The organism is Dietzia sp. CQ4 (assembly GCF_014145125.1).
Classification (GTDB): domain Bacteria; phylum Actinomycetota; class Actinomycetes; order Mycobacteriales; family Mycobacteriaceae; genus Dietzia; species Dietzia natronolimnaea.
Genome location: NZ_JAALDZ010000185.1, coordinates 1 through 12,480 on the forward strand (window position 1 = coordinate 1; position 12,480 = coordinate 12,480).

Below are 12,480 nucleotides of genomic sequence, written 5' to 3' on the forward strand. Positions count from 1 at the left end.
ACCCGATCATCAGAACCGCGCTTTCCGAAAGGCGTCCCAAACACCCGTCGGGTCGAATCAGTCTGACGCCGTATGAGCGCGATGGTGGCTCGAACAGCGTCACTCGAGGGGGCTTAGAGTGGCACTGTGAACCTGGAGATGGTCGTCAACCACGCGACCGGCGCGCTCGTGACTACTGCCGGCACCGAGGCTCGCGCCGATGCTTGACCCAGCTCTCCTGCGACGGGATCTCGAAGAGGCACAGGACCGTTTCGAGCAGTATCGGGCGTCCGTCACCACGATGATCGAAGAGCGCGCTGCCGGCGAGCTGTCGCGAGCCCTTGAGGTGATCCTCCCCGACCTGGCCTTCTACGAAGGGCAGTCCGTCGCCGCGGGTGTGGCGCTCGAACACCTCGCCGTCGACTCATCCTCGGTGCCGAAGGTGCTTGCCGACGAGCTCGTGGAACAGCAGGCAGCGCGACGCAGCAGGGAGTACTTGGCAGGTTTCGCCAAGGTGCTCGCCCGAACAAATCGGCACGTGCTGGACTAAGCCGCGGGAGCGATTGGGATCAGTACTCAGTCCGAGGTTCTTCGCGCGCGAATCGGTCCGCCCACAGCCTCCATTGCCACAACGTGAGCGTCACGAAGATCCCGGTGCAGGCGACCGCGCCGGACTTCCTGTGCTCATAGCTGGCCACCATGGCGCACACGAGCGATGTACTGGCCATGCCGGTCAGGGCAAGCACCATCGGCTCGGACTTGGGGTCCCGAGACCAGGACTCTTCGCCCAGGATCGCCCGTGTCGCAAATGACGACATGTCGTGAGCCGGCGGGGTCATCACCGGGTTGAGTGCAAACCACGCGCCGATCGGCACGTACCACCACCAGAGGCGAGTCCACAGGGGGACCAGCAGCAGTGGTGCGCTCAGGAGCCTCGACCATGCACTGACCGGATGAGCGTGCCGCCGGAACATGCGAGCGTAGAAGCCGTCCTCGGAAGCCACGAATCCAGCCTTGCACCTCGGTCGCCGGAGCGGCTACTGAATCACGACTCTCCTCCGGATGGGCGACGGCGAGATCGCGCACACCGTCGGGGTCCTAGTCTCGGTAGGCGAGTAGCGCGGCGTGGGGCCGATGACCGGGATCGTGTCGATGCTCCCGATGGGTGACTGCGAACCCTGCACGGCGAACGGTGTCGATCATCGTGGTCAGGGGCCAGGAGAAGGCAGGCGCCACAGCGTGGGGAAACTCCTCGACTTTGTCTCCGTCGAAGAACGCAAGGAGGAGGCGACCGCCCGGTGCCAGTGACGCTCGCATCGTCGCCAGTGCCTCGGGGACGTCTCCGGGGTCGAGGTGGATCAGTGAGTACCAGGAGAAGACCCCACCCAAGGTGGCCGGCAGGTCGCCCAGATCGTCAACTGTCCCCTGACGGAACTGCACCTGCGGGTAGGTGCGCTGTGCGTGGTCCACGAACTCCGGGACCGGGTCGATTCCCTCGGCTGTGACGCCGGCGTCGGAGAGGTAAGCGGTCCAGTGGCCTGGACCGCACCCGATGTCGACGACGCGACCCGTGCAGTCGCGAGCCCAGCGGGTGACCAACTTGCGGTCCTCAGGTGCTGTGGTGTCGATGTCACCGAGTAGGTCGATGTACTCGTGTGCGCGGGCGGAGTAGGCGGAGTGCACCGTGTCCGCGTTGCCTGGTGCGTGTGACTGCCCGTTCATGCGGGGTCGGCGAGTACCAGGCCTGTTGTCGGACTCCACGTGCTCCTCCACCTTCCTCCTCAATGCACCGGCTGATGGGGGCAAGGTACGTGCTCGGGCGTGGTCGCCGCTAGAACGCCGGTGTGTCGCGCCACGCTTAACCGCATGGTGACCCCAGGTGCGCGGACACTACACCGGGCAACTCGATCGTCCCCTGGTCTGCAGTCAGAGCTGATTGGCCCGGATGAGGTTCCCCGAGGGATCGCGTAAGGCGCAGTCGCGCACCCCGTAGTCCTGGTCTGTGGGTTCCTGGACGATGTCGGCGCCGGCGGCGTCCAGGCGTTCGAACAGCCCGTCCAGGTCGTCGGTCCCCAGAGTGACCGCGCCGTAGACGCCCTCGGCGATGATCTCCCGGTTAGCGTCGGAGACAGTCGACGATCGGTCACCGGGAGGAACTGATGACGAAGAGAGATGACGCGGCGGGGGAGTTCTCCGCCCAGGAACGTGCGGCGATGAAGGAGCGCGCCGCAGAGCTGAAGGCGGAGGCCAAGCGCGCGAAGGGCGCGGAGAAGGCCGCTGCGGACGAGGCGGCACTTCTGGCCAGGATCGAGGAGATGCCCGACGGCGACCGGCAGATGGCCGAGCGACTGCACCAGATGGTCGCCACCATCGCGCCGGACCTGTCACCGAAGCTGTACTACGGGCAACCCGGGTACGCCAGGGCCGGGAAGGTGGTGGTCTTCTTCCGCAGCGGGCAGATGGACAAGGAGAGGTACTCCACTTTCGGTGTGAGTGCTCAGGCCGCCCTCGACGACGAGAGCGGGCTCTGGCCGACCGCGTACGCCCTGATCGACCCGACCGAGAAGGCGTGGGAGCAGCTCGGCGAGATAGTGCGCCGGGCGGCGGGTGACAACTCGGCATAGCCGCTCGGCGACAGCACTTCTCGTTCCCCGCCGGGGCCCGGACCAGCTGGAGACCAGATGGCCCGGGACCCGGAAGGGTGGGGGTCAGGCCAGCGCGGCTCTGACGGCCTCGGCGAGCGTCGTCGTGGGACGGCCGATGAGGGCGCTCAAGGAGCGGGAGTCGTCGTGGAGCTCACCGGCGGCGACGGCCCGGTCGATGTCGGCGAGAGTCTCGACGACGGGGGCCGGCAGCCCGGCACCGACCAGGGCCGCCGCGTACTCGGACTGGGGCAGGTCGGTGTAGGACACGGGTCGGCCCGCCTGCTCGGACAGGGTGGCGGCGTACTCGGCCATCGTGAAACTCGTGTCGCCGGCCAGCTCGTAGGTCCTGCCGGCGCTGTCGTCGGCGACCAGAGCGGCCGCGGCGGCCTCGGCGTAGTCGGCGCGATTGGCGCCGCTGATCTGGCCCGATCCGGCCGCACCGAGCACACCGTGCGCCAGGTGGGTGGGGATCTGTTCGGTGTAGTTCTCCAGGTACCAGCCGTTGCGCAGCAGGACATGCGGGATCCCCACCTCTGCGAGGGCCTGCTCTGTCTGCCGGTGCTCAGGGGCGAGCCCCAACGAGGTGGAGTCCGCGTGGAGAACGCTGGTGTAGGCGACCAGCTCCACACCGTGACGGGCCGCGGCCTCGATCACGGTGCGATGCTGAGCGGCCCGCCGGCCGATCTCGCTGGACGAGACCAGCAGCAGTCGGTCGACACCGTCCAGCGCGGCGTCCACGGACGGCACGTCGTCGTAGTCGAGGCGGCGGGTCACCACACCACGTGCCGCGACGGCGCCCAGTCGGTCGGTGTCGCGGGCGGTGGCGACGATGTCGCCGGGAGCGACGCCCCGGTCGAGCAACGACTCGACGGCGAGGGCTCCGAGGTGTCCGGCGGCGCCGGTCACGAGGTAGGTCACGATGTATCTCCTGGGTACTGGGTCTGTCGACCGATGGACGTCAACTGTCTGACACGACTACTAACCACCGCTTGCGCCAGACTGTTTCCGATCGCGTGTACCCACCTTGACGTAAGGTACTGATATGAAAGTTAGTGAGACGTCGCTCCGGCTGGCCGCAGCCTTCGGCGAGGGCGTCTATACCGAGAACTGCCCGACCCGTGAGGCGCTGACCCGGGTGACCAGCAGGTGGGCGCCGTTGCTGCTGGCCGCGCTCTCCGACGGCGAGCCGCTGCGCTGGAACGAGCTGCGCCACCGGGCCTCCGGTATCACGGACAAGATGTTGTCCCAGACCCTCCGCACCCTCGAGGCAGACGGATACGTCCACCGGGATGCCAGGCCGGTCGTGCCGCCCCACGTCGAGTACTCGCTCACTCCGGACGGCGTCGAGCTCACCGAGCGACTCGTCGACCTGATGATCTTCGTCTCGAACAGAGCACTCGGTTCGGCGCCCGCCGCCACTCGCCCCGCTGATTAGCGTGGAGCCATGTTCACTGGCTTGAGCGCGTTCCCGGTTACTCCTCTCAGTGATAGTGGTGTGGACTCCGGCAGGCTGTCCCGAATCGTCGAGCGGCTGGTGGGGGCGGGCGTCGATTCGATCGGGGCGCTCGGGTCCACCGGGTCGTACCCGTATCTCTCCACGGCAGAACGGGCGCAGGCGGCGCGGGCGGTGGTGTCGGCCGCGGGCGACGTGCCGGTGATCATCGGAGTCGGGGCACTGACGTTGTCCGGCGTGCTGCGCAACGTCGATGCCGCGCAGGCGGCGGGCGCGTCCGGCCTGTTGGTCTCGGTGATGACCTATCAACCGCTGACGGACGAGGAAGTGGTCGGGTTCTTCGAGGACGTCGCCGCGCGGTCATCGGTGCCGATCTGCGTGTACGACAACCCCGGCACGACGCACGTCACGTTCACCGATTCAATGCACGAGCGCATCGCCGCGCTCCCGCAGGTGCGATCGATCAAGCTGCCCGGCGCCCCGGTGCCGGCGTTCACCGATCGGCTGGGCGTCCTCCGGCAGGCAGTGCCCGATGACGTGACGATGGGAGTCAGCGGTGACGCCTTCGCCGGTGACGCGCTGCTCGGTGGCGCTGACGTGTGGTATTCCGTTATCGGCGGCACTCTGCCCGAGTCTGCCGTAGCTCTGACGCGTGCGGCCCAGCGCGGTGACAGGGCGGAAGCGGACGCGATCGCGGCTCCGCTCGCACCGTTGTGGGAACTGTTCGCCCGGTACGGCAGCTACCGGGTGGCCGCCCACCTCGCGGTCCTCCTCGGGATGGCGGACACGGTCCCGGTGCGCCGTCCCGTGCGTCCGCTCGCCGATGCCGCGATAGCCGAACTCCAGGCGTTGCTGCCACGTCTCACCGCGGTCCGGTGACGACGACGATTCCGTCCGACCGATAGCCCAGCCAGTGCAAGGGAGCTACTCGGGCTCCGAGCGCCATGGCGAACATCTTGACAGGTTGAGAGCAAGTGTCTAGTTTTCCCGGGGTGAGTGGCGCCCGTCACTTCCGATGAGAACTCGAGGGACCAATGCACGTACTCTCACGCCGGGGCTTTCTCGGTTCGGTGGCCGCGGCCGGTATTGCAGCGGCGGCGACCGTGCACTCCACGACGGCCCGGGCGGGTGACGCCGCCAGCTCCGCGTCCGCCACCGGACGGATTCCCCACGAGGTCGAGGAGCACCGCGTCCTGGTGGTGGGCAGCGGGTTCGGCGGCGGCGTCTCAGCCCTGCGACTGGCCCAGGCGGGAGTGCCCGTCGTGGTCCTCGAACGCGGACGGCGCTGGCCGGCCGGTCCGAACTCCGACACCTTCCCCAGTGCGACCTCGCCCGATGAGCGCGCGGTGTGGTTCGGCGGCGCCGCGGAGGTGTTCGGTCGCCCGGTCGACCTGCCCCGCTACACCGGCCTGCTCGAGGCCTCGGTGGGCGAGAACATGACGGCGGTCCTGCCCACCGGGGTGGGCGGCGGATCACTGATCTACCAGGGCATGTCACTTCAGCCCACCGAGGAGCTCTTCTCCGACTGGTTCCCGGGCGCCATCAACTGGTCCGAGATGGACCGGGAGTACTTCCCCCGCGTTGCCCGGATGCTCCGGCTCGCCGAGGCGCCCGACGCGCTCATCGACTCGCCCCAGTACGCGGCCTCACGGCATTTCGCCCAGCGAGCCCGGGACTCCGGCCTGCCGGTCAGCAAGATCCCCATGCCGATCGACTGGGACTATGCCCTGGCCGAACTGCGGGGTGAGATGAGGCCGTCGTTCACCAACGGGGACAGCTCCCTGGGCGTCAACAACGGGGGCAAGAACTCGGTCGATGTCACCTACCTCGCTCAGGCGGAGGCGACCGGACTGGTCGAGGTGCGGCCGCTGCACGATGTCCGCGCGATGCGCCGCGCACCGGACGGCTCCTGGGAACTCGACGTACATGTGCTCGACGTCGCAGGACACGTTCTCAAGACGCTCACCCTGCGTGCACCGGCGCTGATCCTCGCCGCCGGGTCCGTCAACACCACCACCCTCCTCGGCCGGGCCGAGGCGAACGGTGCGGTGACCGACCTGCCCGACGCGATCGGCGAAGGGTGGGGCACCAACGCCGATCGGATCTACATCTGGACCGATCCGGCCGCCGGGTTCCCGGCAGTACAGGGAGGTCCTGTGGTCTACGGCAGCCTCAACTGGCAGGACCCGGCCTCGGCTCACACGGTCATCCAGGCCTCGCTGCCCTCCGTCGGGGTGCCGATCCACAGCACCGTGCTGGTGGGGTACGGCGTGAGCGCCGACCGGGGCCGGATCGTGTACGACCCCGCCCAGGACCGCGGAGTCATCCAGTGGCCCGCCGGAGGTGACGGTCACATCGTCCGCCAGCACATCTCGCGTACCGCGCGGGCGATCGTCGGAGAGTCCGGTCACCTCACCGACACCAATGAGATCCTCAACTCCACCTGGCACCCCCTCGGCGGAGCCGCCATGAACCAGGTCTGCGACCTGGAGGGACGCGTGATGGGCCAGCGGGGCCTGTACGTGATCGACGGTGCCCTCATCCCCGGCACTACGGCCGCCTGCAACCCGTCGCTCACCATCGCCGCCATCGCCGAACGCGCACTCGACAGGATCGTCAGGCACGACGTCGGCCACCTCTTCTAGATGCGAACCCAGAGAAAGGCCGACATGCGTCGACTCAGAGCCTTCGCCACCGCCACTGCTGCCCTCGTCGTCGTCGGGCTCGGGATTTCGCCCGTCGCGCACGCCGACCCGCTCGGTTCCGCGGACACCCACGCGCACACGTCCGACATGGTCGCCGATCCGTTCTACGAGCCGCCGGCCGACCTACCGGCGCAGCCCGGCGCGGTGGTCCGTACCCAGTCCGTCACCATCCCGGCCACTCTTCCCGGGGCGGACGGCGCCTGGCCCGCTGCGGCGACGCGGATGATGTTCACCTCCCGCGATGTCCACGACGCCCCCGCCGCTGTCACTGCAATGGTGATCGAGGAATCAGGGCCGTGGCGAGGGCCCGGCGAACGGCCGACCGTCGTCATCGCCCCGGGCACCACCGGCCAGGGCAACCACTGCGCCATCTCGCTCGCCGCGCCCAGTGGGCTGTGGGCGGGAGTTGATCCCGACCCGTTCCTCTCCGCGAACCAGGAACTCGTCTCGGCCGCGAAATGGCACGCGATGGGAGCGCGCGTGGTGGTGACCGACTACATCGGCCTGGGCACCCCCCGAATCCACAGCTACGTCGACCGGGTCGAAACCGGTCGTGCCGTGCTCGATGCTGCTCGCGCCGCCCGCGCCCTCGCAGGTGCCAGCTCGCCTCTACTTCTGGCGGGCTATTCACAGGGCGGCGGCGCCACCGCCGCGGCCGCGGAACTACATCCCACCTACGCGCCCGAACTCGACCTGCGCGGCGCCTGGGCGGGGGCGCCGGTGGCCGACCTCCAACAGGTACTACGGCAGATCGACGGAACCCTGATCGGCGGAGTGATCGGATGGTCCGTCAACGGGATGGTCGATCGCTACCCTGAGCTGCGCACACTCGTCGGCGCCGCCCTCTCCGATCACGGTCGCGCCACCTTGGCCTCGCTGGAGACCAAGTGCATCGCAGACGTCTTATTCTCGAGTCCCTTTCTGCGGACCTCCGACCTCACCGTTGACGGGCGCAGCCTCGAACAGTGGATCGCCGGCGACCCCTTGGCGCGAGCGGTGCTCGACGACCAGAAGCTCGGCCGGCTGACCCCCACCGCGCCGGTACTCATCACGTCCTCACCGAACGACGACACCGTTCCCTACGGCCAGGCCCGCGCCCTCGCCGACGACTGGTGCGCTGCCGGCGGCGACGTGACGTTCCGCTCCACCCCAGTGCCCGCCCTGGCGCCCGGCTGGACGCTCCCGGACCACTTCGGCCCGCTCATCCACGACACGATGATCCACGACGAGGTGACCCCCTGGCTGATCTCCACTCTTGACGGCGGGGGGAGGTTCGGCTGCAGCATCGCGTGACGCTGGCAGATAATGGTCGGGTGCGATCCCGGGAGATCATCCTCGAGGCCACCCGAGCCGTGATCGGGGAGTCGGGCTTCACCGCCGTGAACGTCGCCGGAGTGGCCAGGCGTGCGGGAGTGAGTCGTCAGACCGTCCATTCGATCTTCGGTACCCGGGAGGAGCTGGTGTCGCAGGCGGTTTCCGACCGGCTCACCTCGCTGACCGGGGCGTTCGCCGAACTCATGGAGTCGACCGAAACGCCACTGGACCTGTTCGTCGAGATGATGATCCAGGCGCGCCACCACGTCCTCGGCGATCCCCTGCTCCGGGAGCTCACGCTCTCCGGAACGGCCAACCCGATCTTCGACCCGGGAGCAGCTCGCCGCGCACACGACTACGCGGTGGCACTGCTCTCTCCCGCCGTCGCCCGCTTCCCCGAACTCGAGGGCCGGGTCGAGAACCTGGCCGACATCGCCGTGCACGTGGGCTGGTCGGTGCTCTGCCTTGATGACCCTGCCTCCCGTCCCGACGCCGAGCTGCGCGCGTTCATCGCCGGGTGGATGGCACCCGTCCTGAAACCGCTCCACCCGGAGTGATGGCGAGGACCACGCCCGGAGGGTCCGATACACTCCCCGTCATGGCCTGCTTCACCACATTGATTCGGGACCGTCGCTTCTAGCGGCGGATTCCCTCCTGTAGGACGCTTCCGCCGCTCCGCGGTCCAGCCGGGCGGCGCTTCTGCATGCCCGGGCGCACTCTCTTCATCCGGAGCGTCTACACATGCCCACCTATCGGGGCGGCCGGCACGAGCACGGCCAGAACTTCCTCACCGACACCACCGTCATCGACGAGATCATCGACATCGTCGACGAGACCTCGGGGCCGATCATCGAGATCGGGCCCGGGAGGGGTGCACTGACCACCCCGTTGCAGTCCCTGGATCGCCCACTGACGGCGGTGGAGATCGATTCCCGGACAGTCGAGCATCTCCAGGGTTCGCTCGCTACAGACGTTGAGCTGGTTCACGCGGACTTCGTGCGGTGGCCGTTGCCGACGACTCCCCATGTGGTGGTGGGCAACCTCCCGTTCCACCTCACCACCTCGATCCTGCGCAAACTGCTCCATTCCCCGTCCACGACAACGGCCGTCCTGGTGGTCCAGTGGGAGGTCGCGCGTCGACGAGCAGGCGTCGGGGGCGCGACCATGATGACCGCGCAGTGGTGGCCGTGGATCGAGTTCACCCTGCATCGCCGGGTGTCCCGCCGCGCCTTCCGGCCGGAGCCGGCCGTCGACGGAGCACTGCTCGTCCTGTACCGGAGGCCTCGTCCTCTTCTCGCGGACCAGGACCGTGGTGCTTACCGACGGTTCGTGCACGACGTCTTCACCGGACGCGGACGGGGCATCGCCGCGATCCTGGCCACCGTGGTGCACCCGCGGCGCAGATCTGCTGTCCGCGGGGTCATCGCCCGGGCGGGCGTCGCGCCGGATGCCCTGCCCAGGGATCTCACCGCGCAGGACTGGGTCGCGTTGTACGCGGCACTGGGGCGTCAGAAGTGAGGCGGGTGCCGATCTGCTCCGGACCCCAGCCCCCGACTCGGTGCCCGTCACCGCGGCGCGGGGCTGTGCGGGGCTGTGCGGGGCGGTGTGCTCCTTCCGGCCCGCCGACCGGGCACCTCGGGCAAGGATGGACCCTATGACACCTTCTGCAGTGGTGGCGTGGCGATGATCGAGGTGCGGCCGGCTGACCGGTTCGACGACGTGGCTGTTCTCCTGGGGCCGAAGAAGAACCCGGACGCCTCGGTGTGCTGGTGCCTCAGCCACCGACTGGACTCCAAGACCAACACCTCGCTGACGGGTCCCGCCCGGGGCGAGTACGTCCGCGACCTGTGCGGGCGGGACACCGCACCGGGCGTGCTCGCCTACCTCGGGCCGGAACCCGTGGGGTGGGCGGGAGTCGCTCCGCGCCGCGACCTGCCGATCGCGCGATCACGAGTGGTGCCGACCGTCGACGCTCAACCTGTGTGGTCGATCTTCTGCATCCGGGTCCGCCCCGGGTATCGGGGGCAGGGAGTGGCGCGGGAGCTGGTCGAGGGTGCGGTCGGGTTCGCGCGCGACCACGGCGCACCCGCCGTCGAGGCGGTACCCGTGGACAACGGTGCGGAGAAGGTCAACCTGACGATGGCGTTCGTGGGGTTCCGCTCCCTGTTCGAGCAGGCGGGATTCGTCAAGGTCGCCGCCACGACGTCGGTGGCGGGGGGCTTCCCCCGGATCGTCATGCGTCGTCAACTTGACTGACGCCCACAATCGCCACCCAGCTGCGCGGTCAGGGGAAAGGGTGCGAGAGCCCGCGGCGCGGCGATAGGCTTCTCGCTACCGCCACCTCGCGAGCAGCGGAGGACGACCATGGGGACGCTGGGCTACACCGCGACCATCTCGCTGGACGGCTATGCCGCCGACGCGAACGGCGACTTCGACTGGACCGCGCCCGGCGGGGACCTGTTCAGGTTTCACGTGGAACGCATGACCTCGGTGTCGCACGAGGTCCTGGGGCGGAACACCTACCAGTTGATGACCTACTGGGAGACTCCTCCCGACGACGAGTCGTGGAGCCCCGACGAGCACGAGTTCGCTCGCCGCTGGAAGGACCTGACGCGCATCGCGGTGTCCTCGACGATGACCGAGGCGGACCTCGTGTCCGACCGGGACCGCCTTCTGCCGCGCCTCGACCTCACCCGTCTTCAGCAGATCGTCGACGACGCCGAGGGTGAGGTCGAGATCTTCGGACCCACCACGGCGAGCGAGGCGATCAGTGCCGGGATGGTCGACCAGTTCAGGTTCTTCATCGTCCCGAGGGTGGTGGGTGGCGGCCTGCGCGCGCTACCTCCGGGTGCCGAGCTCGACCTGGAGCTGGTGGAACACCGTGTCTTCGACAACGGGGCCGCCCTCCTGCACTACAGACGTCGAGATACCGAGCGGAGCAGCTAGCTCACCGGTGGATCCGGGCGAGCTGCTCGGCGATACCCGCCACCGACTCCCGGTCCATCCCCAGAAACCCGGAGAGCATCCGGCCCACGGGGATCGAGCCCACCAGCTGCTCGATCGAGGCTCCCACGGCGCCGCTCGCCTCACCGGCGTTCGCCGCGAGCGGGCGGAACACCTCGTCGAGGATCAACCGGGCGTCGGGGTCCGCCATCGCCTCGGAGATCGTGGAGTCGAGGTCGATCCGGACCGGGCGCGGGTCCCCGTCGATCGGCACGGAGACCTCGATCCGGAGGTCCCGGCTGGAGGCCGCGGCCGCGAAGACGTACTCGCCACCCTCCACCAGCCAGCACCCGGCGGGCTCGTCCCAGTACGCCAGGTCCCGGCGTTCGATCACCACCTCGAGCTGTCCGCTCTGTCCGGGATCGAGCTCGATATGGCCGAATCCCACGAGCTCCCGTGGCGCCCGCCTGCGCACCGAGGCCGGCAGCGAGGCGTAGATCTGGACGACCTCGCGGCCCCGGTACGACCCGGTGTTGTGGACCTCGACCCGTGCCGTCCACCCGTTGTACCCGGCCACGACCGTCAGGGCCCGGTAGTCGAAGGACGTGTAGGACAGGCCGTGTCCGAAGGGGAACCGCACCTCCCGCCGCCTGTGGTCGTACCCGCGGTAGCCGACGAAGATGCCCTCCCCGTACCGGACGTGTGAGTCCTCGGCGGGGAAGTTGCCCCAGCTGGGGACGTCCTCGATCCGCAGCGGGACGGTCTCGGCCAGCCGTCCGGACGGGGTGGCGTGGCCGTAGAGCACCCGCGCGAGCGCCCGGCCTCCGCCCTGTCCCAGCAGCGCCCCGGACACGATCGCCGTCGCGTGGGGAACCACCGGGGACAGGTCCACCACGGAGCCGGCCGACAGGATCACCACGATCCGGTCCTGCACCGCGGCGACCGCCTCGAGGAGGCGGAGCTGGTCTTCCGGCAGATCGATGTGCTGCCGGTCGACGCCCTCGGACTCCTGGTCGTCGGTCAGACCGAGCATGAGGACGGCCACCTCGGCATCGGACGCGATTGCCACCGCCTCGGCGAGGAGCAGGTCCTCGTCGTCGTCACCACCCCCGACGCCCGTGGCATGGGTGACCCGGGCGTCCCCGGCTATTCGCCTGATCTCCGTCAGTGGCACATCGACCCGCGTGGGGGTGACGTGCGAGCTGCCGCCTCCCTGGAAGCGCGGCTCGCGGGCGAAGCTGCCGATCACCGCGACCCCGGTGCCCGGTGAGAGGGGAAGGAGGCCGCCGTCGTTGGCCAGCAGCACGATCGAGGACTCCGCCGCCTCCCGCGCGAGGTCGTGGTGGGCGGCGTGGTCCACCGGTGCCGCGCGATGCCCTGCGTCGGCGCGCACCGCCTGTCGCCCGTTCCGGGCCCGTACCGCCAGGCGTGCCACGGCCGT

At 69.1% G+C, this 12,480-nt stretch carries 14 protein-coding genes and 1 pseudogene; 10 read left to right on the forward strand and 5 right to left on the reverse strand.

All coding sequences use genetic code 11. The features are described 5' to 3' along the window. Positions 1–199 precede the first annotated feature (199 nt). The gene (locus G6031_RS11270; protein ID WP_182653306.1) at positions 200–529 is read left to right on the forward strand and encodes a hypothetical protein; all 330 of its coding nucleotides are present in this window, start codon (positions 200–202) and stop codon (positions 527–529) included. 19 nt (positions 530–548) lie between these two features. Here G6031_RS11270 and G6031_RS11275 read toward each other — a convergent pair whose 3' ends face one another. From G6031_RS11275 to G6031_RS11285, 3 genes and pseudogenes are all read right to left on the reverse strand, one after another. Beyond that, positions 549–983 carry a DUF6653 family protein gene (locus G6031_RS11275; RefSeq protein ID WP_182653307.1) on the reverse strand — a complete coding sequence of 145 codons (435 nt, stop codon included), beginning with the start codon at positions 981–983 and terminating at the stop codon, positions 549–551. 94 nt (positions 984–1,077) lie between these two features. After that, the gene (locus G6031_RS11280; RefSeq protein WP_182653308.1) at positions 1,078–1,701 is read right to left on the reverse strand and encodes a class I SAM-dependent methyltransferase; all 624 of its coding nucleotides are present in this window, start codon (positions 1,699–1,701) and stop codon (positions 1,078–1,080) included. 204 nt (positions 1,702–1,905) lie between these two features. Then, positions 1,906–2,109: pseudogene (locus tag G6031_RS11285) on the reverse strand (VOC family protein); the annotation flags it as partial. A 29-nt stretch (positions 2,110–2,138) separates the two neighbouring features. Here G6031_RS11285 and G6031_RS11290 point away from each other — a divergent pair. Beyond that, on the forward strand, positions 2,139–2,603 hold the full coding sequence (locus tag G6031_RS11290) for a DUF1801 domain-containing protein (RefSeq protein ID WP_182640612.1): 465 nt from the start codon (positions 2,139–2,141) through the stop codon (positions 2,601–2,603). Positions 2,604–2,687: 84 nt separating this feature from the next. Here G6031_RS11290 and G6031_RS11295 read toward each other — a convergent pair whose 3' ends face one another. Beyond that, positions 2,688–3,542 (reverse strand): NAD(P)H-binding protein, encoded by an 855-nt coding sequence (locus G6031_RS11295; RefSeq protein WP_182653309.1) that lies wholly within the window; start codon positions 3,540–3,542, stop codon positions 2,688–2,690. A gap of 124 nt (positions 3,543–3,666) precedes the next feature. Here G6031_RS11295 and G6031_RS11300 point away from each other — a divergent pair, with 124 nt between their 5' ends. From G6031_RS11300 to G6031_RS11335, 8 genes are all read left to right on the forward strand, one after another. Next, entirely contained in the window at positions 3,667–4,059 is a 393-nt protein-coding gene (locus G6031_RS11300) for a helix-turn-helix domain-containing protein (protein ID WP_182640614.1), read from the forward strand. A 9-nt stretch (positions 4,060–4,068) separates the two neighbouring features. Further along, on the forward strand, positions 4,069–4,956 hold the full coding sequence (locus G6031_RS11305; protein WP_182653310.1) for a dihydrodipicolinate synthase family protein: 888 nt from the start codon (positions 4,069–4,071) through the stop codon (positions 4,954–4,956). 155 nt (positions 4,957–5,111) lie between these two features. Beyond that, complete coding sequence (locus G6031_RS11310; protein WP_182653311.1) at positions 5,112–6,722, forward strand: GMC oxidoreductase; 1,611 nt, start codon at positions 5,112–5,114, stop codon at positions 6,720–6,722. Between the two features lie 24 nt (positions 6,723–6,746). After that, on the forward strand, positions 6,747–8,075 hold the full coding sequence (locus G6031_RS11315) for a lipase family protein (protein ID WP_182653312.1): 1,329 nt from the start codon (positions 6,747–6,749) through the stop codon (positions 8,073–8,075). A gap of 20 nt (positions 8,076–8,095) precedes the next feature. Beyond that, positions 8,096–8,653 (forward strand): TetR/AcrR family transcriptional regulator, encoded by a 558-nt coding sequence (locus tag G6031_RS11320; protein WP_182653313.1) that lies wholly within the window; start codon positions 8,096–8,098, stop codon positions 8,651–8,653. A 184-nt stretch (positions 8,654–8,837) separates the two neighbouring features. After that, on the forward strand, positions 8,838–9,614 hold the full coding sequence (gene erm / locus G6031_RS11325) for a 23S ribosomal RNA methyltransferase Erm (RefSeq protein ID WP_182617290.1): 777 nt from the start codon (positions 8,838–8,840) through the stop codon (positions 9,612–9,614). A gap of 165 nt (positions 9,615–9,779) precedes the next feature. After that, a complete protein-coding gene (locus G6031_RS11330; RefSeq protein ID WP_182653316.1) occupies positions 9,780–10,352 on the forward strand; it encodes a GNAT family N-acetyltransferase in 573 nt (190 codons plus the stop codon). Positions 10,353–10,460: 108 nt separating this feature from the next. Then, the gene (locus G6031_RS11335; protein ID WP_182653314.1) at positions 10,461–11,042 is read left to right on the forward strand and encodes a dihydrofolate reductase family protein; all 582 of its coding nucleotides are present in this window, start codon (positions 10,461–10,463) and stop codon (positions 11,040–11,042) included. Position 11,043: 1 nt separating this feature from the next. Here G6031_RS11335 and G6031_RS11340 read toward each other — a convergent pair. Next, positions 11,044–12,480: glycoside hydrolase family 3 C-terminal domain-containing protein (locus G6031_RS11340; RefSeq protein WP_182653315.1), on the reverse strand; the 1,437-nt coding region annotated here is incomplete at its 5' end.

Excerpts from the sequence above, each read along its gene's own strand:
- G6031_RS11300 (WP_182640614.1), top strand. The coding sequence starts at position 3,667 with ATGAAAGTTAGTGAGACGTCGCTCCGGCTGGCCGCAGCCTTCGGCGAG.
- G6031_RS11305 (WP_182653310.1), top strand. The coding sequence starts at position 4,069 with ATGTTCACTGGCTTGAGCGCGTTCCCGGTTACTCCTCTCAGTGATAGT.
- G6031_RS11315 (WP_182653312.1), top strand. The coding sequence starts at position 6,747 with ATGCGTCGACTCAGAGCCTTCGCCACCGCCACTGCTGCCCTCGTCGTC.
- G6031_RS11335 (WP_182653314.1), top strand. The coding sequence starts at position 10,461 with ATGGGGACGCTGGGCTACACCGCGACCATCTCGCTGGACGGCTATGCC.
- G6031_RS11310 (WP_182653311.1), top strand. The coding sequence starts at position 5,112 with ATGCACGTACTCTCACGCCGGGGCTTTCTCGGTTCGGTGGCCGCGGCC.
- G6031_RS11330 (WP_182653316.1), top strand. The coding sequence starts at position 9,780 with ATGATCGAGGTGCGGCCGGCTGACCGGTTCGACGACGTGGCTGTTCTC.
- erm (WP_182617290.1), top strand. The coding sequence starts at position 8,838 with ATGCCCACCTATCGGGGCGGCCGGCACGAGCACGGCCAGAACTTCCTC.
- G6031_RS11270 (WP_182653306.1), top strand. The coding sequence starts at position 200 with ATGCTTGACCCAGCTCTCCTGCGACGGGATCTCGAAGAGGCACAGGAC.
- G6031_RS11280 (WP_182653308.1), bottom strand. The coding sequence starts at position 1,701 with ATGAACGGGCAGTCACACGCACCAGGCAACGCGGACACGGTGCACTCC.
- G6031_RS11290 (WP_182640612.1), top strand. The coding sequence starts at position 2,139 with ATGACGAAGAGAGATGACGCGGCGGGGGAGTTCTCCGCCCAGGAACGT.